A 26,250-nucleotide genomic window follows, 5' to 3' on the forward strand; every position below is an offset into this window, starting at 1 on the left:
CCTTGAGCCGCTCGCACCTATTTTTCTCTTCTGATCCGACCTCTGTGTATGCTTCGCCGGTTTTGCCTGCTTCTTCTGTGCTCGCTACTGGGCTTTGCTCCGGCCGCCCACGCGCAAACCCCCGATGCCGAGCCGGTGGCCCTGCGCACCGTGCTGCAAGAGGCGCTGCGCAACAACCCCGACGTAGAGAGCGCCGAGAACAACGTAACGATTGCCGAGCGCAACGCCTCAGTTGGCAACGCGGGCTTTTTGCCCGAGCTCTCGGTGCAGGCGCGCTACAACGAAACTATCAGCAATACCGATCAGCAGTTTCAGGGGCAGGCGCCTGAAAGCATCAGCGGCGCACGCAGCACCAACAGCGGCGCCGATGCCGAGCTCTCGTGGCGCGTATTCGACGGGTTGGGCGGACGCTTTGCTACGCTCAATCGCCTGCAGGCCGAGCGCGACGCCGAACAGCAGCGGGCCCGGGCCACCACCGAGCAGCTGCTTACCGACGCCGCCCTTGCGTACTATGCCGTCGTGCGTGCCCAGCGGCAGCGCAGCGTGCTCGAAGAGACCGTAGCCGTCTCCGAAGAGCGTGTGCGCATTGCGGAGCTGCGCAACGAGGTGGGGAGTGCCTCCGACCTGGAGGTGCGCCAGGCCCGCGTCGACCTGAACGCCGATCGGTCGGCGCTGCTTCGCCAGGAGGCCGCCCTCGAATCCGCCAAAGCCGAACTCAACCGGGTGCGCGGGCGCCGCACTACCGCGACCGACTTTACGGTAGCTGAAGAGATTACCATCGACGAAACGCTGACCACCAATGCCGTGCGCACGGCCCTTCAGCAGGCCAATCCGGTGCTGCAGCAGGCGCAGGCGGCGTTGCGGGCGGCTGAGCAAGAGCGGCGTACGCTGCGTGCTGAGCGGTTCCCTGCGCTCGACGCCTCGCTGGGCTACGGCGTGAACCGGACCGAGTCGGAGAGCGGGTTTGTGCAGGAAAGCACCAACTACGACTTTACCTACGGACTTTCGCTCCAGATTCCGCTGTTTACGGGATTCGACCGCCGCCGCCAGCGTCAGAACGCACAGGTGCGCATCCGCAACGCCGAACTTGCCGTGTCGGATACCGAGAACGAGCTGTTTGCGGCCCTCACACAGGCGGTTGCCGAGTACCAGCGACGGCTGGAGGTCGTCGCCCTCGAAACAGACAACCTGCAGATGGCCCGCGACAATGTGGAGGTAGCGCTGGAGCAGTTCCGGCTGGGCGATATCTCCTCCATCGAGCTGCGCGAGGTGCAGGAGCAGGCCGTGCGCGCCGAGAGCGATCTTGTAAGCGCCCGCTTCCAGGCGAAACAGGCCGAACTCACCCTGCGCGAACTGAGCGGCACCACGCAGAGCACCCTGCTCAGCCCGTAGCTCCCCCGCTGTATCTGATGATCGTGAAGATGCAGCATGCCCCTCAACACCGAAGGGCCCGTGGCGTTAAGGGAAATGATATGTATTCGCATACATTCTTGTTGACAGACTCTACTGACCTGTGGCTGAAGCAAAGAAAGGAGATACCGTCCACATTCACTATACGGGCCGCCTGCAAGATGGCACCGTATTCGACAGCTCGCGCGAGCGCGAGCCCATCAGCTTCGAGCTGGGTGCACAAAAAGTGATTCCGGGCTTTGAGAAGCTCGTGGAAGGCATGGAGCCGGGCGATACCAAAACCGGCACCATCACGCCTGAAGACGGCTACGGTGAGCGTCGCGACGACATGGTCATGGACGTTGACCGCGAGTCGCTTCCCGATGAGATCGATCCGGAAGTTGGCCAGCAGCTGCAGATGCATACGCAGCAAGGCCAAGCCGTGCCGGTGCAGATTGCCAAGGTGGAAGACGACCACATCACCGTCGACGCCAATCACCCGCTCGCCGGCCGTACGCTGGAGTTCGACGTGGAAGTGATCGAAGTCGAAAGCGGCGACGGTGAAGCTGACGAAGGCGGCAGCAACATCATTACGCCGTAAGCCCATACAGCTTCTGAATCAGGCGTTGCATCCTACGCTGCGCCCACACGCAAGGATGCTCTGTAACGCCTGTTTCCGACGCCCGTGTCTCGTTTTTGAGGCACGGGCGTTTTCTTTGTTTACAGAAGAATGGTTCGGCAGCTTAGCTCCGTGTGTACCATACCGTCACAAAATGTAAAGGAGTTGTGTTTAAGTACCACCTCCAATACGAATCCGCTTTGATTTGGCGTTACGGGGTCGTACTTACGCACAACCTTTATCATTAACGTTTGTCCTCTTATGACTCGTTTACTTTCCTCGTTTGCTGCCCTCCTGCTGCTTGTGGGCGGGTTTGGCCTTTCGGATGCAAAGGCCCAAGCCATGAACGACACCACGAACGTCGTTGAAGTGGCTGTTGCTGCCGACGGCTTCGACACCCTGGTTACCGCGCTGCAAGCTACCGGCCTCGACGAAACGCTTCAAGGCGAAGGACCCTTCACTATCCTTGCCCCGACCGACGAAGCCTTCGCCGCGCTGGGCGATGAGCTCAATCGCCTGCTCGAAGAAGACAACCTCGACGAGCTCGCCGACATCCTCTCCTATCACGTCATTCCCGCTGAAGCCTTTGCCGAAGATGTCGTAGGCATGACCGAAGCACCCACCGTGCTTGGCCCCAATGTCGGCATCTCGGTGAACGACGGCACCGTCACGCTGAGCGGCGCCAATAGCGCCCAGGTCGTACAGACTGACATCGACGCCTCCAATGGCGTGATCCATGTGATCGACAGCGTACTGCTGCCGCCGGAAGAAAACTAACATGGTAGCATACACAGGATTAATTCGGAGGGAAGCCACGCGTTGGCTGCCCCCCGTACAATCCGTGCAGCATCCAAGCGCCTGCTTCCTTGCGGAAGTGGGCGCTTTTGCGTTCAGGCCCACGGCCCGGTCCATCGTGCATCGCAGCCCCCCATGCAACCGTCTACTCGATCGCTGCGTCTATCCGATCTTGGACGAACGCAGGCTGGTGCATCCCGTATAGGCATGCTACGCAGCGCCCCTACAGGCGCAGCGCACCCTCTGTCTTTTGCATCTACCTGTTCTGCTGCGTTATGGCGCGTCGCATCCAACTGTCGTCCCCGTCTCCCTCGTCGTCTGTGGACCCCGACTCCGAAGCCCAAGAGCGCATCTTGAGCGGGCTCAACGAAGACCAGCGCGCCGCCGTCACCGCCACCGACGGGCCCGTCATGATCATTGCCGGGCCGGGCTCGGGCAAGACGCGCACACTCACGCATCGCATTGCCTACCTGCTGGCCACGGGCAAGGCGAACCCCTACCAGATCATTGCACTGACATTCACGAACAAGGCGGCCCGCGAAATGCGCGAGCGTGTGCAGCGCCTGGTGGGCGACAGAACGCGTGGCATGTGGGTGGGCACGTTTCACAGTTCGTTTGCCCGGCTGCTGCGCCGCGAAATTGACGCAATCGGCTACTCGCAAGACTTTTCGATCTACGACACCGACGACAGCAAGAAGATCGTGAAGCAGCAGATGAACCGGCTGCAGCTCAACACCGATGAGGTGAAGCCCCGCTCGGTGCAGCGCACCATCTCCAGCGCCAAAAACCAGATGGTCGGGCCCCAGGAGTACACCAGCATGGCGCATGGCCGCCTGCAAGAAGCCACCGCCAAGGTGTATCCCGCCTACGAAGCGGCCCTCAAACGCGCCAACGCGCTCGACTTCGACGACCTGCTGCTGAAGCCCGTGCAGCTCTTCAACCAGGAGCCCAAGATTCTGGAAAAGTACCAGCAGCGCTGGCAGTACGTGCACATCGACGAGTACCAGGACACGAACCACGTGCAGTATGTGCTGGCCAAGCAGCTGGCTGCCGGACACAAAAACCTGTGCGTGGTGGGCGATGACGCACAGAGCATCTATGCCTTTCGGGGGGCCGACATCAGCAACATCCTGTCGTTCGAGCGCGACTATCCCGATGCAACCACCGTACGGCTGGAGCGCAACTACCGCTCCACCGAGAACATCCTGACGCTGGCCGACTCGATCATCGACCAGAACGAAGACCAGCTCGACAAGACGCTCTGGACCGACAAGGACGGCGGCGAGAAGGTGCTGCTCACCGAGGCACTCTCTGAAAAAGACGAGGCCAAGAAGGTCGAGCAGAAGATCCGCGACTTGCAGCTGCGCGAGGGACTGGAGTACAGCGACTTTGCGGTGCTCTACCGCACCAACGCGCAGAGCCGGGCCCTGGAGGAGGCGCTGCGCCGCGAGAACGTGCCATACCGCATCATTGGCGGCACCTCGTTCTACCAGCGCAAGGAGATCAAGGACGTGCTTGCGTACCTGAAGCTGCTGGTGAATCCAAACGATCGGGCCAGCCTGGAGCGCGTCATTAACTACCCCACGCGCGGCATCGGGGCCAAGACGCAGGAGCGCGTGCGCAACTATGCTTCCCAAAACGACATGTCGATGTGGCAAGCAGTTGAGCAGGTCGAGCAGATCGACACGCTCTCGACCCGCGCCAAAAACGCGGTGGGGCGCTTCCGTGCGATCATTGCCAAGTACATGAGCAAGATGGACAGCGCCCCGGTGGACGACCTGACGCGCGACCTTATTCAGGAGGCGGGCATGCTGAGCGAACTGCGCAAAGAGCACACCCGCGAAAACCTGCGCCGCTGGGAGAATGTGCAGGAGCTTGTGAACGGCATCGCGGAGTACACCGCCAGCGCCGATAACGCTACGCTCAGCACGTTCCTGCAGGAAGTCACGCTGCTTACCGACCTCGACGGCGATGACGACCCCAACACGGTCACGCTCATGACGCTGCATGCCTCGAAGGGGCTGGAGTACCCGGTCGTGTTCATTACCGGACTCGAAGAGGGGCTTTTCCCGCTGGCAAAAGCCACGCAAGAGCGCACCGAGCTGGAAGAGGAGCGCCGCCTCTTCTACGTGGGCGCTACGCGGGCCGAGGAGCGCCTCTTCTTAAGCTGGGCGCGCAACCGCTACCGCTACGGCAAGCAAGAGCACAACACGCGCAGCCGCTTCCTCGACGAAATTGACGACAGCGTGGTGCAGACCGCAGGGGGCGGACGCCTCCGCCAGAAAAAAAACCGCTTCTCCTCAAGCAGCAAGGGCAGCACCGAGAGCTACGACGACATGGATCCGCACTACTACCGGAAGAATCTGCGCAAGGGCTCCGGCTCATCCAAGAAGGGCACGCGCCGCACCACACGCACGGTATCCTCAAAAAGCAGTTCGTCGAACGGGTCGTCGGGGCGCCGCGTGGTGTACGACGAAGGCGAAGGTCAGATCGTACCCGGTGTGCGCGTGCAGCACAGCAAATTTGGCGAGGGCAAAGTGCAATCCGTTGAAGGCGAAGGCGACCGCGCTACCGCTGTGGTATTCTTTGGAGGCGACATCGGCAACAAGAAGCTGAAACTCAAATACGCCCGACTCCGCGTTATCGGATAACAGATTGGCTCGCGTCAGGGGGATATGGAGGGTACGACCACACGCCAACTGCGCTACACGTCGACAGACACATGGCGCACCGACGGATCGTCCAAAAGTGGCGCTGAGTGTACCCAAATAAAGACAGTGCCGATCTGGGCGCGCTTGTAGCATGCAGGTGTTGATATACCGCTTTCCTCACGATTCTGTGCGCCCCTACAGCGCCTGCTGCTATGACACTTCGTTTTCTCTTTGTTGGGCTGTTCACCCTGCTCCTGGCGAGCCCCGCCGCTGCTCAGAGCACCTGTAGCGACTGCGTAGGCGGAGGCAGTGACATTGCCGGAGCGCTCTTTCAGGGCAGCGCCAATGCTTGGGCCACACCCGAGGCACGCGCGCAACTCAACGAACGCGCCACCGCGCTCAACACGCTCTCGTCTGATGCAACAGCGCCAAGCATTGCGCCTGCAGTCGCCGATGCGTTCGCCGCTGCGCCCAACGCCCGCGCCCTGCTGATGCAGACCCATGCGCTGCCCGAACTCAAAGCCGACCTCCACAGCGAGTGGACCACGCGCGGCCTGCCCGCTGCCGAAGCTGAGGCGCTCATTGATGCGCTGAGCGGACTCACCGCTAAGAACCGGGTGGAGCCCGAGGCTCTCCAGACCAGTCTTGACGCTTACAACGCAGCCGTTGCGGCAGCCGCCCCAACGTTTGTGACTGACCCGGCGCCTTCATTTTTGGCCCTTCGGCACGCCTTGGCAGCCCTCACTCAAGCAGCCCCCTGACGGCTCTGCATCTGCATGAGCGCACCGGGCAAGCGCTTTCGCATCCCCCTGACTACCTAACCTGTACTGGGATGCAACGCCTCGTCCACTGCCTCACGCTTTTCTTCTACGGGCGGCAAACGATACTCATTCTTATGCTTCTATACTGGTTTCTCTTTGGTGTGGGGTCTGTGCTGGGGGGTGCGGACCTTACACCATTTCTTTCGGATGCAACGGACCGCGTTGCTCCACAGGCGGCGGTTTACACGGCTGTCCCCGACACCACCGATGACGCGGTGGCCAAGGCCCGGGCGGCGCTGGCCCTGCCCGCGCCTCGTGCTGCGCCTCCTCGTGATCTGCATCCGGTGCCGGGCATCACGCTAAACACGCCCACTGCGTTTGGGGCGCGCCTCGGACAGATCTATGGCGGGGTGCACTTTCAGCATCGTATTCGCTATGCCAACTGGCAGGACGGCGTGATCAGCGGGGGGGCCGGACTCGGTGATCCGCAGCGCTGGGTCGGCCTCGATATGACGTTGACGATGCTCGATACCTACACTGATCTCGGCGAAGATATGGCGCTAAGCTGGAAGCTGCACCGCCAGTTCGGATCGCGCTGGGCGGTGGCTATCGGCCACGAAAACATGTGGCACACCGACGGGACCGATGGCGGCAGCAGTCGCTATGCTGTCGTGTCGCACGTGCTGCGGCCGAATCACTGGCACACCACGGCGTTCATTGTGAGCGCAGGCATCGGCAACGATCGTTTTTTGCCCGAACGCCAGTTTCAACAGCGTGCCGACGGACTCAATGCCTTTGGCAGCGTAGCCGCACGGGTGCATCCGGCCATGCATGTTGTGGCGAACTGGACCGGCCAGGATCTGGCCCTCGGCCTCTCGGTGACGCCGTTCGAGCGCGTGCCGCTGGTGTTTAGTCCGGCCCTGGTTGACCTTACCGGGCACGCGGGCGATGGCGTGCGCTTCTCGGCCAGCCTGGGCATGGCCCTCACGCTGTGGTGACTCGGAGCGGCGTGACGTAACCGACTGACTGAGACGGTGATGCTGCTTGGCGCGGTAGGAGAGGTGCAAGGTCCACAAAAGTGGGTCCCATCCAACCCGCTCGTCGCAAGACTCTTGCCCTGTACGTGTTCAGTGACTTGTAGCCCGGGACTGGGAGCGGAGCGGACGTCCCGGGCGGTATCTGGGGCTAAGTTAGCAGGGGCTCTGCCTCGTCCAGGCCGTCTGCAGGTCCACCGAAAGATGATTGGTGCGATACACGAGGAGGTGCGTCTATTCTGTCTCCGCCGTGCGATGTGCATCCCCCGCTCAATTCCAGGAGTCGTCGCGAACGCAGACCAGTTCGGCTCGTAAAGACCGTCAACCCGCTGGTTGCTCTCTGCATCGATCTATGTTGTGCTCTCCCCCACCCGCCGCCGCTGGCTTCGTTTGCACGCCACCATTGCCAGCGCGGTAGCCGTAGGAGGCGCGGTGGGCGGACTGCTGCGCCATGGTCTTGTGCTGGCGTTTCCCTACACGCCCGGGCAGGTGCCGTATGTCATTCTCACGATCAACGTTGTGGGCGCCTTCGTGCTTGGCGCAGGTGGACGCTGGCTCGTGCACACCTATCCCGAGCATCGCCTGGTGCGCTACGCCCTCACGACCGGACTCATGGGGGCGTTCACCACGTTCTCCACCTATGCGCTCGACGCCGTGCATCTGGCCGATGCCGGAGCCCAGGCCGCCGCGCTCGGATACGTGGCTGCCAGCCTGCTTGTGGGCCTGCTCGCCGCCGGGTTGGGGCTGGCCACTGCCGAACGCCTCCTCAACGCGCACACGTCGTAACCCCTCGTATCCGATATACGCTTTTCCAGTATGCTCCTCCCCCTTGCGCTCGCCTGTGCTGCAGCCTTCGGCGCCGTAGCCCGCTACGCCACCAGCGTGTGGATGCAGCAGTACCAGTCCACCAGCCTCGGCGGCACACTGGTTGCCAACGTGCTGGGCGCGTTTGGGGCCGGACTCGTGGCCGGGGCCGCGCTTTCGGGAATGCTTCCGTCCGGTTGGCATCTGGTGCTAAGCACCGGATTTTTAGGCGCCTACACCACGTTTTCCACCTGGATGGTCGAGTCGGCCACGCTCTTGCGCAAGGGCCGCTGGCGTCTGCTGCTGGGCTACACGCTGGGCAGCACTCTGCTCGGCACTGCAGCTGCCGCGCTCGGTCTTGCGCTCATGCTGTAGATCCGCCCGCCTACTGCATCACCGCCGACATCCCGATCTGCGGTCGTTGTTGGGAGGATACGTCAGGCTGGCGAGCGAGCAAAAGCGGCTGCTGGAGTTCATGCAGAAATGCCCGCACCGATGCGACGTCGTCTCGCACAAAGCTGAGGGGCGCCACCACCAATCCGTCCAGCGCGCGGTGCAGGGCCGTGCCCGGACGCTGCGCCGCGAGCGGCGTGCATCGCACCGGCTGCCACAGCACGTCGGCGGCGGGGCGCAGCTGGCGGAGCGACTCGCGCTGCCTGGCATAGGCCGCGTCATCGGCAGCAGGCAGCAGGACACGCACGCGGCGTACATGCAGCGCATAGGATGCATAGGTGGCCCACTGAAGCGCCGCCGCCGCCCCATCAGAGCCCTCGGAAAAGTACACGGTTACGTGATTGAGCCCAGGAACGTGGCGCGGACTCATCAGCAGCGAGCACTTGGCCTCGCGGATGAGCGCCAGCGGCGTGTGGCCGAGCCGATACCTGTGGTCGTTCGTGGTGCCTTGCATCCCCACCGCAACGAGGTCGGCGGTGCGCTCGGCCTCAAGTAATGCAGACGCCGCGCGCCCCTCGACCGATTGCAACTCGGCATCTACGCTATACGTGTGCGCCAGCTCATTCAGGCGCCAGCGCACATAGTCGGTGGTGTCCTGGAAGGAGCGCTCCACATGGCGCGTCGACAGTGGCACTGCGGTGCCGCGGCCCGCTGGCACAGCACGCGTAGACCCCAGGCGCGCAGCCCGGCGCAGCGAGGCGTCTTCGACATAGCATCCGGTTACGCGCCCCAGTCCCGGCTGCACCAGATGCAGCGTTACCGTGAGCGCGGACTCGCTGGTGCGCGAGCCATCGAGTCCGACTACCGCGTGGCGTAGCAGCGACATAGCACAAACAAGGGGGTTGCTTCAAGAAACGAACGAGCGCGGTAGGCCGCCTCTTACTCGGTGGATGCTGCGGCCTGCGCATCTGCCGTGCCATTGATGCCAAACTGCTGGCGCTGCCGAGCAAAGGTGAGAAGCCGCTCCTCGACCTTCCCGTTTACGCTGTCGGCGGGGTACGTGCCGTCCTCACCGCGCGTGCCCGCGGGCTGCCCGGTAAGCCGTGCGATGCCCTCGTCGATGGTTTCGACGGGATACACGTGGAAGTTGCCTGCCGCTACGGCATCGACAACCTCTTGGCGGAGCATCAGGTGTGGCACATTGCTTTGGGGGATGAGCACGCCCTGCTCACCCGTAAGTCCGCGACGCTGGCACACCTCGAAGAAGCCCTCGATTTTTTCGTTCACGCCGCCAATGGGCTGCACCATGCCGTGCTGATTCACCGAGCCGGTAACGGCCAATGACTGCTTGATGGGCACCTCGGCCAGCGCCGACATGAGGGCGTAGAGCTCGGCGGAGGAGGCGCTGTCGCCGTCAATGCCGCCATAGGACTGCTCGAATACGAGGCTGGCCTGCATCGATAAGGGCTGCTCGGGCGCATAGCGTCCGCTCAGGAAGCCCGACAGCACGAGCACGCCCTTCGCGTGGAGCGGCCCGCCCAGTGCGGTTTCGCGCTCAATGTCCACAATATCGCCCTTGCCCAGCCGCACCCGTGCGGTGATGCGATTCGGACGCCCAAAGGCAAAGCCGCTCTGCTGCAGCACGGCCAGTCCGTTAATCTGCCCGACCACGGCGTCGTCGGTGTCGATGTAGAGCGCACCGCCCAAGCGATGTCATGGAGGCTCGGCTTGAGCTTTTGCTCATACCAAGACTGGTACGGACGCAAAGCTACTTCCTCGTGCCTCTCGATCTCTCGGGCGAACCACAGCACCTGGCACGCTCCCAAGAGCATACGGAAGCCGTTCATCCCGGCGATGCGTTCATACTTGCAGCAGCGGTCTTGTCCCAGCCCATAATGCTCACGCGCCTCGCGGATGAGAATCTCAATCGACCACCGGCCGCGATACTCCTGAAGGATCCCGTCGGCATCAAGTCCGAGCATGCTCGTGAAGAAGGCCTCCAGACGCGAAGTGCGCTGCTTCTTCTGCCCGGTGGCGTTCTCTTCCGAGCGGCGCACTACCGCCACGCGCAGCCATACCCCCGGCATGACCGAGTGCCAGAGGCCTTCGCAAAAGAGCACCTCGGCCTGCTCCTCGTCGAGATGAGGTTGCCAGTCGTCTTCGGCCGCCTTCTGTGCCAACTCCTTTCCTTCTCTGACAGCGCGAGTGGCGTACATCACAGTCAGCATTCACAGTTCGCAGCGGGAAGCGGCCTCACCTGGGGGCGCTCCCGCCCATTCAAACGTAGCGCACCTCGCGGGCCATCCCAGCGTGCAGGTGGTAGAGGTTGTGGCAGTGGAAAAACCACCGGCCGGGGTTGTCCGCCACGAAGTCGAACGAGGCCCGGCCCATGTGCGGCTCCAAGAGCACCGTGTCCTTGAGGATGCCGCCCGTGCGGAAGAAGTGTCCGTGCAGGTGCATCGGGTGGAGCATCATGCTCATGTTGCGCATGTTCACCCGCACGCGCTCGCCTTCGCGGATCTCGAGCGGGTCGGCGTCGGGGTAGCGCTGCCCGTCGATAAACCACTCGCCCCGCGACATCATCATGCCGCCGGAGAGTCGCAGGTCGAACGTCCGGTCCGGGACGCCGCCGTCTGCGAGGGGCTGTGGCAGCGGCCGGGCCGATTGCAGGTCGGCGTACCGTAAGCGGCGCCCGCCGCGCAGGCCCTCCGGCACCTGGCCTTCCGGCGGCCGGTTTTGGCGGCTGCCCTGGTAGCGCAAAATGGCGCGGGCGGGCGGGGCGTCGCCCTCGACAGTGCGGGCCAGCAGCGTGTGCGCGCCGGGCTGGGTCGCCTCGACAACCACGTCATAGCGCTCGCCCATGCCGATCAGGAGCGAGTCCACCTCGACGGGTTCGACGGGCTGCCCGTCGGCGTGCGTCACCGTCAGCCGGTGCCCGGCCAGGGCGAGGTGATAGGTCGTGGCGCTGCTGGGGTTGATGAGGCGCAGCCGCACGCGCTCGCCCTCTTTCACGTCGAAGACGGCCGGGTCTTCGGGAAGGTGGCCGTTGATCATCAGCCCTTCGTAGGGCGGCACGATGCCCCCCTTTCCGCCGCCCATCATGCCGCCGCGACGGTGCCGGTCACCTCGCCACCAGCCCTCTCGTCGCCCGCCTTCACCTCTGTCTCCTCTATCGCCGCGCCGGCCACGGCGATCACCACGGCCCCGGTCCATCATGCCGCCTCGCTGCCCACTCGCGGCCAGCACCTCCAGCGGCTGAGGCGCGCCCGGCAGAAAATCGTCGAGCATGACGGTGTACTCGCGATCGTACGAGACGTGGGGCGTCCGTTCTTCAATGATCAATGGGCCGATAAGGCCACGATCGAGTTGCAATCCGACATGCGAGTGGTACATGTACGTGCCCGCCGGCGCGGCCTCGTACTCGTAGACAAAAGTCTCCCCCGGTGGGATCGGCTCCTGCGTCAGGCCCGGCACGCCGTCCACCGCGTTGGGCACCGGGACGCCGTGCCAGTGGACCGTGGTGCCGGCCCCATCGGGCAGGCGGTTCTCGACGGTGACGCGCAGGCGCTCGCCTTCCCTCACGCGGATCTCCGGACCGGGGTACTGCCCGCCGTAGCCCCAGGTGCGCCACACGCGCCCGGGGCCAACCTCCACCTCGACCGGCTCGGCCACGAGGCGCATCGCCTGCATGGGGCCGCCGTCGGGCGTGCCTCGGGCGGGAGCCGCGACGCTGCCAGCGGCCTCCGTCCTGCCGCTTTCGCAGCCTACGAGCGAAAGCCCCGCCGTGCCGAGGCCCAGCCCGGCCAGCGCGGCCGTCCCCGTGCGAAGAAATCTGCGGCGGTCAAGCGCATGCTTGGTGTCTTTCGAGTCGCTCATGCGGTTTCCTTCTGCGTTTTGGTTTGGGGAGCGTCGGTTTCGTCAGTCCCACCCGAGTCGTACCGGGTGCAGGCGTAGACGCCGCCGGCGATGTCGGCGGGAAGCTCCTCCGCCAGGGCGACAAGGCCCGCCACGCGCTCGTCGCTCAGTTCGTAGCGCACGTAACGTCCGTCGCGTTCGCTTCGCACGAGGCCGCATTCGGCCAGGCAGCGCAGGTGATTCGAGGTGTTCGACAGGCTAAGCCCCGCCTCCTCGGCGATCTCCCCAACCGTAAGCGCCCCCTCGCGGAGCGCCTCCACGATGGAGAGCCGTGAGGGATCGGCAAAGCCACGGAAGAGCTTCGCTTTCAGGTCTATGGCCCGCGCGTCAGCAGAGAGAAAGGTGTTGTTCGTCATCATCGCATTCAAATCATTATTTCATCAATCGCTGTAATGATGCGACGACAGGACAGTTCCACTAAGCTGCCCGGTGGATGCAAGACAGCAAAACTACCGTTGCTCCGTAGTGGATGCAGAGCTGAACCGGCGCGCCGCCTTCGCGGGCTTTCGCAGGCATCCTCCTCGCGGGCTCTTCCCTTCAACGACGTGCGCGCTTTTGACGTCCTCCTCGGACACTAGGCGGCCCGTCAGGCGGTGGGAGCAGGCATTCCCGGCATTCGGCAGGCCGGGCAACAGCTCCGTGATGTCAAAGTCCGGGATGTCAAAGTGGACGTTCATTTTCTCCCCTCGTCGTTTTCCGGATCATCGCCTGCTGTTACGCCTCTTCCGGAAATCGCACGGCTGCTGCGCCGCGCTCACCGGTCCGGATGCGCACCGCGTCCGCCACGTCGGACACGAAGATCTTCCCGTCCCCGAACCGTCCTGTGCGGGCGTGCTCGATGATCGCACTGAGGACGTCCTCAACCTGATCGTCGGGCACGACGATCTCCAGCTTGGTGCGCTCGGTGAGCCGGGCGGGCCCGCCACCTTTCGGATGGCCGAAGCCGCGCACGTCGCTCACGGTCACGCCCGGCGAATCCGGGCTGCTTTCGAGCGCGTCAATCACGTGATCGGCTTGATGCGGACGAACGAAGGCTTTGATCTCTTTCATGGGCTTTCTCGCTTGCTTGGCGTATGTATAATTGAGGAACAGTTTTCAGCTTAGATGGCGGCGTCGGCCGTATCCTCGGCGAACCATGGGTAGATGCTGGGCAGCACGAAGAGGGTCAGCAGCGTCGACGTGACGAGTCCCCCGATGACGACCGCCGCGAGCGGGCGCTGCACGTTCGAGCCGATCGCATCGGCCAGGAGCAGCGGCAAGAGGCCGAGCGACGTCGTGAGCGCTGTCATGAGGACCGGCCGCAGGCGCAGCTCCGCGCCGAGGACGGTCGCCTCGCGCATGGATTTCCCTTCCTCCCGCAGCTGGTTGATGTAGCTGACGAGCACGACGCCGTTCAGGACGGCCACGCCGAAGACGGCGATGAAGCCCACCGCCGCGGGTACGGACACGTACAGCCCGCCGAGCCAGAGGGCCACGATGCCGCCGATCGTCGCGAACGGGACGTTCAGGAAGATGAGCGTTGCGTAGCTGAGACTTCCAAACGTCGAAAACAGCATCAGAAAGATGAGGCCCAGCGTGATGGGCACGACGATGTAGAGCCGCTGCATCGCGCGCCGCTGGTTTTCGAACTGCCCGCCGTACTCGGTGAAGTAGCCCGGCGGCAGGTCGACCTCGGCCTGGATCTTCTCTTGGATCTCTTCGACGACCGAGCCCATGTCGCGCCCGCGGACGTTGAGCTGCACGTAGGTGCGCCGGCTCGCCTTGTTGCGCGAGATCTGCTTCGGCCCGGTGAAGACCTCGACGTCGGCGACCTGCTCCAGCGGCACGACAGCCCCCTTCGCCGTGCGGATCGGCAGCTGGCGCACCTGCTCGATCTGGCCGCGCCCCTCTTCCTGCAGCCGCACGAAGACGTCGTAGCGCCGAATGCCCTCGAAGACCTGCCCGGCCGTCGATCCGCCAATCCCCGTCTCCACCGTCGACAGGAAGTCATCGACGGAAATGCCGAGGCGGGCGAGTTCCTGTCGGTCGGGCCGGACGAGCACCTGTGGTTTGCCGCCCTGCTGCTGGGCGCGCACGTCGACGGCGCCCTCCACGGTGCGGATGACCTCGGCCATCTCCTGCGCTTTTGTGGCGAGCGTGTCGAGATTCTCTCCATAGAGGCTCGCCACCACCTGCGCACGCACGCCGCTGAGGAGCTCATCGGTACGGAGCTGGATGGGCTGGGAGAAGTTGGCCGCCACGCCTGGCACCTGCTCCTGCAGCCGCTCGGCCATCGCCGTCTGCAGTTCCTCGTAATTCCGTCCAGACGACCAGGCGTCCAACGGTTTGAGGCTCACGACGTTGAAGACGACGTTGACGGGCTCCGGGTCGCCCCCCACCTCGGCGCGGCCGACGCGCGAATGGACGCTTTCCACTTCAGGAAACTCCTGAAAGACCTGCTGCATGCGCTCGGTGTAGGCCTCGGTCGATTCCAGGTTGGCTCCTGGCGGGAGGACGGCCCGCACGGCATAGGTCCCCTCGCGGAGCGTCGGGGCGAACTCGGTGCCCAGAAACGGAAAGAGCGCGAGGCTGGCCACGAAGAGCACGCCCACCGAGGCAAGAATTGTTTTGGGACGATCCACGGCCCACTTTGCCAGCGGGCGGAAGCGCGCCTTCAGCCAGCGGATCAACCAGGGCTCGCCATTGGCAATCTGTTTCGGCGAGACGAGATAGCTGCTGGCCACCGGCGCAAACGTGATCGCGAGGACGACCGCACCCAGAAGTGCAAACGTGATGGTGTAAGCCATGGGCGTAAAGAGCTTGCCCTCGACGCCCTGTAACGTGAAGAGCGGCAGAAAGACGATGATGATAATGCTGCTGGCAAAGACGACGGGCCGACCGACCTCGCGCGCCGCCTCGCCCACCAAACGCACCATCGAGACGTTCTCCGTGTCCTTCCGCTCCTCCAGCAGCCGGTACACGTTCTCGACGACGACGGTGGTGCCATCCCCAATCATTCCGATCGAGATCGCGAGCGCACCGAGCGTCATAAGGTTCGCCGAAAGCCCCGTGGCCCACAGGCCGATGAAGGCCACAAGGAAGGCGAGCGGCACAGTCGCGACGATGATGAGCGTCGAACGCACATCGCCCATGAAGAGATAGAGGACGAGCAACACGAGCATGGCTCCGAAGGCCAGTGAGCTGGTCACCGTGCCGACGGCCTTCTCGACGAGCGTGCCCTGCGAGTAGAAGGACACGAGCGTCATGCCCTCCGGCAGCGCATTGTTGATCGCCGTAATTTCCTCTTCGACCCGACCGAGCACGGCCTGCGTGTTCGTGCCGATGAGCTTCTGCACGAAGCCGCCGACTGCGCCTTCTGAGGGGGGAGGCCCTGCGCGTTGTGGGCCGCTCGCCACCGCGCGCATCGACGTCCCGCTCGTGTCGGCCGAAGCGGCCTGATTGGCCGACGGCAGGTCCCGGCTGGCCTTGAGCGCCCCGCGCCGGATTTCGGGGCCGAAGGCGACCTCCGCCACGTCGCTCACATACACGGGCATCCCATCATGGCTTCTGAGGACGATGTTCCGGATGTCGTCCAGCCCCTCTTCGCCGGGGCGAATCCAGCCGTAGCCGCGCACGATGTACTCCTCGCCGCCGCGTTCCAGAAACGAGGCGCCCACATTACGGTTGTTAGCGCCGAGCGCAGTGCGCACGTCGCCCACAGTGAGGTTTCGGGCCAAGAGCTCGTTCATGTCGAGCTGCACCTGGTACTGACGCACGAATCCGCCGATGGAGAGCACGCCCGTCACTCCGGGCACCGTCCGCAGTCGGGGCTTCACGATCCAGTCTTGGGCGGTGCGCAGTTCAGTGAGCGAGTGATCGGCGCCCTCCTCATTTTTGACCTCATACATTAAAATGTTGCCCAGACCGGTCGTGAGTGGGCCAAGCTGCGGGTTGCCAAGACCGTCGGGAATCTCCCCCCGTGCCTGCCCGAGCCGTTCCATGACGAGGCGGCGGGCAAAGTAGATGTCGGTCCCGTCTTCAAAGTATACGTTCACCCGAGAGAGTCCGAAGATGGAGGTCGACTGCACACGCTCCAGCTCTGGAAGGCCGTACATCGAGATCTCGATCGGGTAGCTGATCTGCGTCTCCACGTCGACCGGCGAAAGGCCAGGGCTAACGGTAAAGACCTGCACGAGCGTGGGCGAGACGTCGGGATACGAGTCATTGGGCACCTCGGTGTAGGCCCAGTAGCCCGCCCCGGCGATTCCAGCGATGAGCACGAGGACCATAAGGCGATTTCGAAGGGCGCCGTTGATGATGCGATCGATCATGGTTGCGTATGGGGGTATGGATGTGTGAGAGCATGGGGAGTCGTTATGCGGAGGCGGGGTCGTGGATACGTACCACCGTACCCCCCGCACGCCTACACGCAATCAGTGGCTGTGGGCGGCGCTGCGACCGCTTGCAGTGAGCGTGGCTTTCAGATCGAAGGCGCCCTGCGTGACAGCGCGATCGCCCGGCCGAAGCCCGGCCAAGATCTCGACGAAGCCGCTCTGCGACTCCTCACCGGTCCGGACGCGGACGGCGCGGAAGTGCCCTTCCTGGTCACCCGGGACGAACACCATCGGCTGGCCGTCGATCGTCTGCACGGCATCGGTGGAGACGAGCGCGCGCTCCACGGTGGCGTCGGTCTGGAGGGTGGCCTGCCCGTACATGCCGGCCCGGAGCTGTCCATCGGCATTATCAACGACAGCCCGCACGCGCATGGTGCGCGTCTCCTCGTCCAGTTGATACGATACGAAGTCCACTTGCCCTTCGAAGGTCTGGCCCGGCTGGCTGCGCACGGTGAGCGACACGGGCTGCCCGGCCTGCAATACGGCCGCGTCCCGCTCGTAGGCGTCGATCATGACCCACATGCGCGAGGGATCGGCTACGTGGAAGGGCGTGTCCTGCGAGTTGAGGGTCTGTCCGGGTGAAGCATCGCGCTTCTGCACGACCCCCGCAATCGGCGTGCGCACATGAAAGTGCGAGAGCAGCTCGCCGTGGGCATCGTCTGATTCTACCTCTTCTTCCGAGAGGCCGTAGAGCCGGAGCGTCTCGCGGGCCGACGTGAGATTGGCCTGCGCCTCTTCAAAGGCGGCCTGGGCTTCGAGGAGCGCCGCTTCGCTGGAGATGCTGTCGGCGTAGAGCTGCTGCTCCCGCTCGTAGGCCCGTCGGCGCGTGTTCAGGTGGGCTTTTGCGGTCAGGTACTCAGCCTTCGCCTTCCCCAGTTCCACGCTGCTCATGATGGCGAGCGTCTGGCCAGCCTCGACGCGGTCGCCCAGGTCAACGGTCACGCGGCGGACCTTGCCCTCGACGCGCGGCCCCTGGTTGGCGATGCGGTCGAGATCGAACATGACCGACGCCGGGCGGCTGATCGCGGATGAGGCGCTGCCGGCCCGGAGCGTGTCCACGCGGATGCCGATTGCCTGCACCTGATCCGGCGTCAGTTCGACGGCACGGGCCTCGCCAGCGTGCTCATCCTCGCCAGCGTGCCCGTCTTCCTCATGCTGCTCTTGCGATTGCTGCGTTTTCGATGCGGCAGCGTTCTGGGGAGTGTCGCCGGATCCGCCGCAGCCGGTGAGCAGCAGCGTCGCCACCAACAGGGCGAACAGAAAAGGTGGGAGGGCTGCCGTGCGCAGCGCATGCGGTGAGGACAGGCGAAATCGAGCGTTGGTCGAAAGCATGGTGTTTATCATGGCGTAGGTCGAGGTCAAGAGGAGTGCAGGCCGCGGCGTGCGGACAAAACGGGAGGGCGGAATGGATAAAAGCGTCGGGGAGCATGAGGCGGCTTTATTCATCGGGCACTTTCGCCAGCGGCGTGGCAATGAGGTGCTCGACATCGGCACGTCGCTGGTAATAGGTGCTCAGGGCGCGTACCTCCTGGCGCTGCACGTCGAAGAGGGTGCGCTGCGCGTCGAGGACTTCGAGGTAGCCGAACTTGCCCTCGCGATAGCCCTGACGGATAGCCGTGAAGGCGGACCGAGCCGCCGGTAGCGTCTCCTTGCGGATTGTCTGCACCTCGCTGTAGGCCGCAGCCAATTGCCGATAGGATCGCGTGAGGGCTGTGTCGACGCGGACCCGGGCGTCCCGCTGTTCTTGAATCGTGCGCTGCAAGCGGTACCGGGCGCGCTGGGTGGCACCCTGATTGCGGTCGAAAAGCGGAAGGGGCAACGCGATGCCCGCGGCAAAGGCCTCCGTGCCCGGCCCGCCAAAGCGCTGCCAGCCCGCGGTGACTTCTGGCACGGGATACCGGCTCACCTTCTCCAATGAAAGCTGCGCCTCGGCCTGCTGGATGTTGGCGGCCTGACGCGCCACCTGTGGGTTGCGCGCGGCCAGCGGTCGCACCGTGCTCAGCGGCGGAAGGGCGCGCACCGGACCAAACGGTCCCGTGACGGCCTCGAAAGGCGGTGCTTCCGGTCGCCCCCATGTGCCGGCGAGCGTCGTACGGGCGGACTCCAGAGACTGTCGGGCGCGGCTGCGTTGGATACGCGCCTCCGAAAGCGGCACCCGGGTGCGCGTCTGCTCCACAGGACTCACCTCTCCGGCCTCCACCTGTCGGCTCACTGTCTGGTAGACTTCCTCGGAGAGGCGGACAAGCTCCTCGGTCAGCCGCACGCGCTCCTGCGCGGCCAGGACACCGATAAAGGCCTTCGTGGCCTGCGTGGTCACGTCCAGCCGGGCGGCTTCGTAGTCCCAACCAGCCAGGTCACGCTCGGCCTCGGCCACGTCCCGCTGTTTCCAGGGCCGTCCCCACAGCTCAAGCGGAATCCCCAACCGCACCGACTGCTCGGCCCCTAAAAAACCACCCAGCGGCTCGCCAGTGGGCAGGTCCTCTGCTTCTGCAGAAAGCGTCGGATTGGGATAGAGTCCCGCTTGGAGGGCTTGGGCCTCGCGAGCGCGCACCTCCCAGGCAAATGATTGGAGGCGCGGATTTTCTTGTAGCGCCAGCGCGAGCGCATCCGGTAGGGCGAGCGTATCGCTGGACACCAGTGAGCGGCCCGCAGTCTCTGTTGTTGGGCGAAGGGCCTCTCGGTTTACGCCTTCAGATACTACGCCGCGAGCGGAATCATTATCAGGCAAACCATCATGAGGAGGCTGATAAGCAGTTGTGTCGCCACCCAGGGGCCGCGGCTCGGGCCAGGCCGTGTCATGTGTGGCTGTGCATCCGGCAAAAAAGCTCGCTACGAAGACAGCGGTCAAAAAAACAGATGAGGACGAGATATACCTCAGGTACATAGATAGCTCTCCAATCAAGTCGAAGGGGCGCAACAGACCCTCTGCAGAGAAGTGTCTATACCTGTGCGAATGTACCACACAGATATAGCTTACCCTCAGCATCGAAAATAGACAGAAGCCACCGAGACGGGTGGCCGATCAGAGAACGTCTATATTAGCAGCACGACGGTGCTGTGCGGATGACGAGAAGAGGAGGCAGGCTCGTCGGAAGAAAAGGCAGTATGCGTAGAACGAGCGGGAGGATCCAGGTCGACCGTGAGGACGGATTGAACTACGAAGCGCGCATCTGCGCCTCGTGTATCTACCTGTATGGCTTGGTGGCACGTGTCGCCTGCCCGCGACATCCAGATGGGGACGTCTGTGCAGGACGTACGATTGTCACTAACGTGCTGAACATTGGTGGGTTGAAGCTCACCCGATTCAAACGCATTTGCTTGCGTACGGTATTCACTCAGCGGGTTGTCGTGATGGGCAGACTGAACCGACTCAACGGCAACATGATTTTCTCCAATGCAGAGAACAATACCCTGAGCAAGATGGGGACTGAACGATGACATCACAGCCGCAAGTAGAAGCCACACAAGGGGCTTCAGGCGAGTCCGCATGTTCAGTAGTGATAGATGCATCTTAGATCACTTAGTTTGACTTTCTGCTGTTATATGTACCTTATGAGCGAGATACGGGTTTATTAAAAGCGAGTGTAATGATCAGGCCCGGCTGTCAATGCGTTGGGACTCGTCTTCCCACGCCACCTGCCATACGGTGCTCGGCTTCGGCGTATCGCTCCGGCAGCTGTGTCGAAACGCCGGTCCCGGCTGGGCCTGCACCTGGGCGCGGTACGTGCGGCCTTGCATCTGCACGGCCACCTGCCACACCGACTCGTGCGGATGCGCTACAATCTGCCCCATGCCGTCATCAAGCGCGGTGCAATGTAGGCGCTTCCGGAGCGCGACACACGCTGCCTGCACCGGACGCTTCTGCGTCACGCGTCCGCGGCAGTGCGATAGGCTGTAGACCGTCCGCTCCTGGTGCGCAGCAACCACCGTGGGCACGGCCTCCGCATCCAGCCAGCCGTAGTGCATGCCTGAGGGTAGCACCAGCGCCGTGGGTGCAAACCGGTGGCCGCCCAGGTGCGAAGTCTGCCACGCGCCCTCAGGATGCGCCTGCCGGGCCGCCGTGGCCACCGGACGTCCCCACTTGGCGCAGCACGCATCGCGGCGCCCGTTGGTACAGGTGAGAACGAGCGGGGCCTCGGGGAGCGTCGACGGGCCGCGCTGCAGCAGTTTGGGGACGTTGAGCGCAGCCACGTCGGCGTAGTCAGATACGCGGCGGGTGTGCACCACCGGGTCGATTCCGGCGCGCACCACAACGCAGCGGATGGCCCCGCGCCGATCCCACGTGGTAAGGGCGCGGCGAATCAGTTGAATGCGCAGGGTGGGCACTTCGGTGCGCCATTGCTGCACCGTATTCGCGATGTCGGGATACCACGCGGCTTCTTCCACCGCCTTACGTGCCCATGGCGATGGGTCTTCGATGAGCAGCCAGCAAGAGGCCTCGGTAGCGGTGCCCGCCATGTCATTGGTTTTTGCACGGGCAACCTGAGAGCAGAAGGGCGTATCCACAACGCAGTAAAAGGTTGAACGAGAGCAATTGACGGCAACCGTGATGTTCTGTGGGGGCGGCCGGGCGATCTGTACCAAAGCAGGGCGTCTTGGCTCCAGCTACCAGAGGCCTTCATGCATCGACGCAATCGGGCACAGCGCAGCCTCTGCGCGCAAACGATAGGGACCGGATACGATCCGAAAGCGCTCTACTGCACTGTGCGCCTCATCTTTACGGGGATATGCCGTATTGGCGCATAGACGATGCACTGCTTCTCCATTGGCCCTATGCGCAATGGTATGCGTGCTTCGTATCGCATTGACCTATATTGGACGTACGAGCCTGTCGGGCTACCAACAGGCTTGGTTGATGCGTCTCTGTCCTTACTGGTTGCCCCCCATGACCTGTCGCCACTGCCACGCGCCGCTGACCACGCCGTTTTTAGACCTGGGCCACGCGCCGCTTTCCAACGCATATCTTTCGGAGGCCGACCTGCGCGCTCCCGAATCCTACTACCCACTGCGCACGCGCGTCTGCACGCACTGCTGGCTGGTGCAGACGGAGGATTATGCCGCGCCCGATGCCATGTTCGACGATGACTACGCGTACTTTTCGAGCACCTCGTCAACTTGGCTCAACCATGCGGCGCGCTATGCAGCTATGATTACCGACCGGCTGGCGCTCACTGAAGACGACTTCGTCCTGGAGGTAGCCTGCAACGACGGCTACCTGCTGCGCAATTTTCGCGAGGCGGGAATTCCGTGCCTGGGCGTCGAGCCCACCGCCTGCACGGCGGAGGCGGCCCGCAAGCAGGGCATTCCCGTCGTGTCGGACTTCTTTGGGGTCGAGCTGGCTACGGAGCTTGCAGCGACCTACCCGAAAGCCGACCTCATTGCCGCGAATAACGTGCTGGCACACGTGCCCGACATCAACGACTTCTGTGCGGGGCTTCGCATTGCGCTTGCGCCGGGGGGCACCGTTACGCTGGAATTTCAGCATCTTATGACGCTGATTCAGCACGGGCAGTTCGATACCGTGTACCACGAGCACTTTTCGTATCTGTCGCTCTATGCGGTGCAGCATGTGCTGGCTGCAGCGGACCTGCGTGTGTGGGATGTAGAGCGCCTGCCTACGCACGGGGGCAGTCTGCGTGTGTACGCCTGCCACGCCAACGATCCGCGCTCCACAACCGATGCGGTAGCGGCGCTCCTCGACGAGGAGATGAAGCGCGGGCTTCAGGAGCCAGATACATATGCGACGTTCCAGGGCCGGGCCGACCGCATCAAAGACAATCTGATTCGCTTTTTGATCGAAGCCAAACGCAGTGGCAAAACCGTGGCTGCGTACGGAGCCGCAGCGAAAGGCAACACGCTGCTCAACTACGCCGGTATCAAGCCCGACCTGCTCCCGTTCGTGTGCGATGCGGCGCCCTCAAAGCAAGGCAAATACCTACCCGGCAGCCACCTGCCGATTCGTCCGCCCGAGGCGCTACAGCAGGATCCGCCCGACTACGTGCTCATTCTGCCGTGGAATATCGCGCCCGAGATTGTGAAGCAGCAGCACGATCTGGCTGCTCAGGGCACGCGGTTTGTCGTGGCCGTGCCCGCGCTCACCATCCTCGACACCCATACGGCGCCCCCCTCTGTGACGCCCTCACCCCTTTTGCAGCGTCATCCGGTCGTAGCTGTGGATGCCTTGTTCAATCGTCAGCGGCATGAGGGCGCCGGCGACGGCATTCTGTAGCATGTTGCGCGGCAGCAGCCACCGGAAGAGTGTGTTCATGAGGCGACTTTCGTAGTACTGCAGCGCGCGGTCTTCGTAGCGCCGTAGTGTGGGCAAGATCGCCTGCGACAGGTCGTTGTGCGTGCGGCACGTAAATCCGGTTTGTTCAGCGGATGTGAGGAAGTCGTCGCGGTCAAAGAAGCGGTCAACAGACATGGAGCGCTCTACCAGGGTGGCCGCAGTCGCCCATTCGTTGCCGTGGGCCTCCGCATCGCCCGTACGAAACCCGTCGATCACAATAAAATGACCGCCCGGACGCAGCACGCGGTGGGCCTCACGCAGTGCTTGCGGGAGGTTGTCGGAGTGGCACAGGCTCTCGACGACGAACACCAGATCGAAGGATTCATCGGCAAACGGCAGGTCGTGGAAGTTCGCCTGCAGGAACGACACGTTGGGCTGGGTCTGGGCCTCGCGTCGGGCAGCGCGCACGTGCTTGGCCGTCAGGTCGATGCCCGTGAATGCACGTTCAGGATGCTGCGCAGCCAAATAGCGACTGCTGAACCCGCGTCCACTGGCCAGTTCGAGCACATCGTGCGCACCGGTTTCGCGCATGACCCGCTCTACGATGCAGGGCTGTCCGTAGTATCCGGCCCGGTCGAACGTGCCCCCCGGATTCAGCGCCATGTGGATGGCGCCTTCTTTCGAGTGGACGAAGTGGTACGCCCAGTAGCTATCTTCGTAGTAGTCGGCGGTGTCGTCGGCATCGGTGGATACGTGGGCCAACTCGTCGATGCCGAAGTTGTCATCAACGAAGCGCAGGTAGCGGCGGAGTTTGGCGGTTCGGTTGGTAGCAGATGCGGCGTGCGTAGCAGATGCCATAAGCGGTCAGTCGGCAGTCACGGAGGAGCGGCGGAGCAGGCGCGAGGAGTTGGCCAGGATGCCCAGGTCGGGAATGGAGTGCAGGGCCGCAGCCAACACGGGCGGCAGGTAGCCAACCGAGGCAGCCCCCAGTGCCAGCATATTGTAGACGGCAGTGAGCACAAGGTTGCTTTTTACAACGCCCAGCGCACGCGTGGCCGTTTGCACCACCGCAGGCACCAGCGCCCAGTCGTCGCGCATCAGTACGATATGGGCGGCGTCGATGGCAACGTCGGTGCCGCCGGCACCCATGGCAATGCCTACGTCGGCTTGCGCCAGCGCCGGAGCGTCGTTGACGCCGTCTCCCACCATGACCACGGTGCGCCCCGCGTCTTGATGCGCACGCACCGCTGCGATCTTGTCGTCGGGAAGCAACTCGGCGCGGTAGGCGAGTCCAAAGCGCTCGGCCACGACCTCGGCAGTCTGCTCGGCATCGCCCGTCAAGATTTCGAGGGTGTCGAAGTGATTGCGCAGCGCGTCCAGGGCCGACTGCACACCGGCGCGCTCGGCATCCGCCGCCCACAAGACACCCGCCAGCTCGTCATCCACCGACACATACAGCGGCGTCTGTCCCGGTCGATTGGTGGAGATGCCGGGGGCGTTGCCCACAAACGAAGCATTGCCCACCGCTACAGTCGTGCCATCGACCGTGGCCCGCACGCCGCGCCCGGGCACGGCCTCAAAGTCGTGCGGGGGCGGCAGATCCAGTTCGCGCGCTGTGGCTGCCCGACGTACCGCAGCCCCCAGCGGATGCTCGGAGTGCTGCTCGGTAGCCGCCGCCAGACGGAGCAGTTCGGCCTCTGTAATGCCGTTTATGCTGATTACATCGGTGATGCGCGGCTCCCCCAGCGTCAGCGTGCCGGTTTTGTCGATGAGCAGCGTATCTGCCTGCGCCAATGCCTCGATGTACTTACCGCCCTTAATGAGCACACCCTGACGGGCCGAGGTGCCAATAGCTGCGAGCATGGCCACCGGTGTTGCGAGCGCAAAGGCGCATGAGCAGGCCACCACCAGCACGGCCACCGTGGCCATGATGCTGCCGCCAATCAGGTAGGTAGCGCCTGCGGCGGCCGCTACGAATGGCAGATAGTAGCCCGAAAACTGATCGGCCCACTGCTGCATGCGTCCGCGGTGCGCCTCCGCCTCTTCCACCATCTGCACCACACGGCCAAACGTCGTGTCCTCGCCGATCTCCTCGGCGCGGATGCGCAGGCGTCCGCCATGAGCTACGGTAGCGGCGAACACAGAATCACCCGGCATTGCCTCCACAGGCATACTCTCGCCGGTAATGGCGGACTGATCGATGGTGGCATGCCCTTCGAGGACGGTGCCGTCGACGGGAATCTTCTCGCCCGGACGCACCTGCACCACATCGCCAGGTACCACCTCACCAATGGACACCTGCTCGGTCCCCGATTCGCGTTCTATGCGGGCCTGCTGCGGCGTTTGGTGTACCAGCGTACGCAGCGCATCGCGAGCGCGTTCGGTCGTGAACGACTCCACGTAGTCGCCCAGCCGCATAAAAATCACGATGATAAGCGCGGTGACCCACTCGCCCGTCGCCAGCGCTGCCGCTACGCCCACCGCCATGAGCGTATGCGCAATGATGCGCCGATTCAAAGTCGCTACCGCCACCTTCTTGAACACCGGATAGCCCAGTCCGAAGGTAGCGGCAACGCCAAGTGGCCACGGCACCACACGCTCAATCCATGCAAACACGCCGAGTCCGTGCCCCAGCACCGCCATGGCGAGCACGGCGGCCGCGACTGCTGCCAGCACACCCATGGATCGGCGTGTGTGCGTCTGCGTAGCAGCGCTTTCTTTGGGCTCGGAGGCTGAATCTGCAACTGTATATCCGGCACGCTCAATCGCATCGGATACGGCAGGCCACGGCTGGGCATTGGCGTTGGCAGTAACGACAACCTTGCCTGCCATGAGGCGCACATCCGCCTCTTGTACGCCCTGTACCTGCTCAATGGCCCCCTTGACACTGCGCGCGCACCCTGCGCAATCCATACCGTCTACGGCAAGCTCCCGACGCTCCATAGCGCTTCATTCATCTGTTTAAGTACGGATGCAAAGATACGCACCACGTTTTAGGGTGTTTGGGGATACGCGGCTCGTGGTCCGTTGCAACAGCGCGATTCACCGCCGGTGGCACCTTGCCTCGTTGCCTGTTATATTTGGGTGATGCGTGTCGTTGTGCGCTTTTGACGTTTGACTGTAGCATCCTAAACACACCACGTGCTATGCTCCGCTACTTAGAAGCTGTTTTGATATGCCGTTAGAGGCGGCTAAGGGCTAATCGTAGTGACGCGAGCCGGACCATGGCGGCACTCGTCTCGGCCCGGCGCTCGTACTCCTTCGCAAGCCGCCGCCAGCCCCCGAAC

19 protein-coding genes and 1 pseudogene are annotated in these 26,250 nt (G+C 63.6%); 9 read left to right on the forward strand and 11 right to left on the reverse strand.

All coding sequences use genetic code 11. The features are described 5' to 3' along the window. Positions 1–48 precede the first annotated feature (48 nt). The 8 genes from CRI93_RS12695 to CRI93_RS12730 all read left to right on the forward strand — a co-directional run bounded on the left by CRI93_RS12695 (position 49) and on the right by CRI93_RS12730 (position 8,428). Positions 49–1,392 (forward strand): TolC family protein, encoded by a 1,344-nt coding sequence (locus tag CRI93_RS12695; protein ID WP_098063011.1) that lies wholly within the window; start codon positions 49–51, stop codon positions 1,390–1,392. 121 nt (positions 1,393–1,513) lie between these two features. Further along, positions 1,514–1,990 carry an FKBP-type peptidyl-prolyl cis-trans isomerase gene (locus tag CRI93_RS12700; protein ID WP_098063012.1) on the forward strand — a complete coding sequence of 159 codons (477 nt, stop codon included), beginning with the start codon at positions 1,514–1,516 and terminating at the stop codon, positions 1,988–1,990. A gap of 279 nt (positions 1,991–2,269) precedes the next feature. Further along, complete coding sequence (locus CRI93_RS12705) at positions 2,270–2,785, forward strand: fasciclin domain-containing protein (protein WP_098063013.1); 516 nt, start codon at positions 2,270–2,272, stop codon at positions 2,783–2,785. A 293-nt stretch (positions 2,786–3,078) separates the two neighbouring features. Then, entirely contained in the window at positions 3,079–5,454 is a 2,376-nt protein-coding gene (locus CRI93_RS12710) for an ATP-dependent helicase (protein ID WP_098063014.1), read from the forward strand. A 212-nt stretch (positions 5,455–5,666) separates the two neighbouring features. Next, positions 5,667–6,215, forward strand: coding sequence for a hypothetical protein (locus CRI93_RS12715; protein WP_098063015.1), 549 nt, complete (start codon positions 5,667–5,669; stop codon positions 6,213–6,215). Between the two features lie 71 nt (positions 6,216–6,286). Beyond that, positions 6,287–7,213, forward strand: a complete 927-nt coding sequence (locus CRI93_RS12720; protein ID WP_098063016.1) for a hypothetical protein — start codon at positions 6,287–6,289, stop codon at positions 7,211–7,213. A 393-nt stretch (positions 7,214–7,606) separates the two neighbouring features. Next, entirely contained in the window at positions 7,607–8,035 is a 429-nt protein-coding gene (locus tag CRI93_RS12725; protein WP_176521866.1) for a FluC/FEX family fluoride channel, read from the forward strand. A 30-nt stretch (positions 8,036–8,065) separates the two neighbouring features. Further along, positions 8,066–8,428, forward strand: coding sequence for a FluC/FEX family fluoride channel (locus CRI93_RS12730; protein ID WP_098063018.1), 363 nt, complete (start codon positions 8,066–8,068; stop codon positions 8,426–8,428). Between the two features lie 10 nt (positions 8,429–8,438). On the opposite strand, the gene CRI93_RS12735 is transcribed toward CRI93_RS12730, so the two are convergent. From CRI93_RS12735 to CRI93_RS12785, 9 genes and pseudogenes are all read right to left on the reverse strand, one after another. Further along, positions 8,439–9,332, reverse strand: a complete 894-nt coding sequence (locus CRI93_RS12735; RefSeq protein WP_098063019.1) for a universal stress protein — start codon at positions 9,330–9,332, stop codon at positions 8,439–8,441. 53 nt (positions 9,333–9,385) lie between these two features. Further along, positions 9,386–10,141 (reverse strand): annotated as a pseudogene (locus CRI93_RS12740) (S16 family serine protease); the annotation flags it as partial. Positions 10,142–10,723: 582 nt separating this feature from the next. After that, complete coding sequence (locus CRI93_RS12745) at positions 10,724–12,322, reverse strand: multicopper oxidase family protein (RefSeq protein ID WP_098063021.1); 1,599 nt, start codon at positions 12,320–12,322, stop codon at positions 10,724–10,726. Further along, a complete protein-coding gene (locus tag CRI93_RS12750) occupies positions 12,319–12,720 on the reverse strand; it encodes an ArsR/SmtB family transcription factor (RefSeq protein WP_245850518.1) in 402 nt (133 codons plus the stop codon). The genes CRI93_RS12745 and CRI93_RS12750 overlap by 4 nt, the downstream gene beginning before the upstream one ends. Positions 12,721–13,075: 355 nt before the next feature. Further along, entirely contained in the window at positions 13,076–13,411 is a 336-nt protein-coding gene (locus CRI93_RS12760; RefSeq protein ID WP_098063024.1) for a P-II family nitrogen regulator, read from the reverse strand. A 50-nt stretch (positions 13,412–13,461) separates the two neighbouring features. Next, positions 13,462–16,671 carry an efflux RND transporter permease subunit gene (locus CRI93_RS12765; protein WP_098063025.1) on the reverse strand — a complete coding sequence of 1,070 codons (3,210 nt, stop codon included), beginning with the start codon at positions 16,669–16,671 and terminating at the stop codon, positions 13,462–13,464. Between the two features lie 102 nt (positions 16,672–16,773). Next, positions 16,774–18,078, reverse strand: coding sequence for an efflux RND transporter periplasmic adaptor subunit (locus CRI93_RS12770; RefSeq protein ID WP_217992545.1), 1,305 nt, complete (start codon positions 18,076–18,078; stop codon positions 16,774–16,776). A 94-nt stretch (positions 18,079–18,172) separates the two neighbouring features. Then, on the reverse strand, positions 18,173–19,462 hold the full coding sequence (locus CRI93_RS12775; RefSeq protein ID WP_176521867.1) for a TolC family protein: 1,290 nt from the start codon (positions 19,460–19,462) through the stop codon (positions 18,173–18,175). An 863-nt stretch (positions 19,463–20,325) separates the two neighbouring features. Next, on the reverse strand, positions 20,326–21,240 hold the full coding sequence (locus CRI93_RS12785; protein WP_141491706.1) for a ferredoxin family protein: 915 nt from the start codon (positions 21,238–21,240) through the stop codon (positions 20,326–20,328). A gap of 379 nt (positions 21,241–21,619) precedes the next feature. Between CRI93_RS12785 and CRI93_RS12790 the strand changes: the two genes are divergently transcribed. Next, a complete protein-coding gene (locus tag CRI93_RS12790) occupies positions 21,620–22,963 on the forward strand; it encodes a class I SAM-dependent methyltransferase (protein WP_098063029.1) in 1,344 nt (447 codons plus the stop codon). On the opposite strand, the gene CRI93_RS12795 is transcribed toward CRI93_RS12790, so the two are convergent. Together CRI93_RS12795 and CRI93_RS12800 are read right to left on the reverse strand one after the other, a co-directional pair. Next, positions 22,874–23,821, reverse strand: a complete 948-nt coding sequence (locus tag CRI93_RS12795; protein ID WP_098063030.1) for a class I SAM-dependent methyltransferase — start codon at positions 23,819–23,821, stop codon at positions 22,874–22,876. The genes CRI93_RS12790 and CRI93_RS12795 overlap by 90 nt on opposite strands. Positions 23,822–23,827: 6 nt before the next feature. Further along, positions 23,828–25,906, reverse strand: coding sequence for a heavy metal translocating P-type ATPase (locus CRI93_RS12800; protein ID WP_098063031.1), 2,079 nt, complete (start codon positions 25,904–25,906; stop codon positions 23,828–23,830). Positions 25,907–26,250: the final 344 nt, after the last annotated feature.

Origin of the sequence: Longimonas halophila (genome assembly GCF_002554705.1) — a bacterium.
Classification (GTDB): Bacteria; Bacteroidota; Rhodothermia; order Rhodothermales; family Salinibacteraceae; genus Longimonas; species Longimonas halophila.

Bases quoted from the DNA above. Each gene is read 5' to 3' on its own strand.
- CRI93_RS12765 (WP_098063025.1), bottom strand. From the start codon at position 16,671: ATGATCGATCGCATCATCAACGGCGCCCTTCGAAATCGCCTTATGGTC.
- CRI93_RS12695 (WP_098063011.1), top strand. From the start codon at position 49: ATGCTTCGCCGGTTTTGCCTGCTTCTTCTGTGCTCGCTACTGGGCTTT.
- CRI93_RS12705 (WP_098063013.1), top strand. From the start codon at position 2,270: ATGACTCGTTTACTTTCCTCGTTTGCTGCCCTCCTGCTGCTTGTGGGC.
- CRI93_RS12790 (WP_098063029.1), top strand. From the start codon at position 21,620: ATGACCTGTCGCCACTGCCACGCGCCGCTGACCACGCCGTTTTTAGAC.
- CRI93_RS12715 (WP_098063015.1), top strand. From the start codon at position 5,667: ATGACACTTCGTTTTCTCTTTGTTGGGCTGTTCACCCTGCTCCTGGCG.
- CRI93_RS12710 (WP_098063014.1), top strand. From the start codon at position 3,079: ATGGCGCGTCGCATCCAACTGTCGTCCCCGTCTCCCTCGTCGTCTGTG.
- CRI93_RS12760 (WP_098063024.1), bottom strand. From the start codon at position 13,411: ATGAAAGAGATCAAAGCCTTCGTTCGTCCGCATCAAGCCGATCACGTG.
- CRI93_RS12745 (WP_098063021.1), bottom strand. From the start codon at position 12,322: ATGAGCGACTCGAAAGACACCAAGCATGCGCTTGACCGCCGCAGATTT.
- CRI93_RS12750 (WP_245850518.1), bottom strand. From the start codon at position 12,720: ATGATGACGAACAACACCTTTCTCTCTGCTGACGCGCGGGCCATAGAC.
- CRI93_RS12795 (WP_098063030.1), bottom strand. From the start codon at position 23,821: ATGGCATCTGCTACGCACGCCGCATCTGCTACCAACCGAACCGCCAAA.
- CRI93_RS12730 (WP_098063018.1), top strand. From the start codon at position 8,066: ATGCTCCTCCCCCTTGCGCTCGCCTGTGCTGCAGCCTTCGGCGCCGTA.
- CRI93_RS12800 (WP_098063031.1), bottom strand. From the start codon at position 25,906: ATGGAGCGTCGGGAGCTTGCCGTAGACGGTATGGATTGCGCAGGGTGC.
- CRI93_RS12720 (WP_098063016.1), top strand. From the start codon at position 6,287: ATGCAACGCCTCGTCCACTGCCTCACGCTTTTCTTCTACGGGCGGCAA.
- CRI93_RS12735 (WP_098063019.1), bottom strand. From the start codon at position 9,332: ATGTCGCTGCTACGCCACGCGGTAGTCGGACTCGATGGCTCGCGCACC.
- CRI93_RS12770 (WP_217992545.1), bottom strand. From the start codon at position 18,078: ATGATAAACACCATGCTTTCGACCAACGCTCGATTTCGCCTGTCCTCA.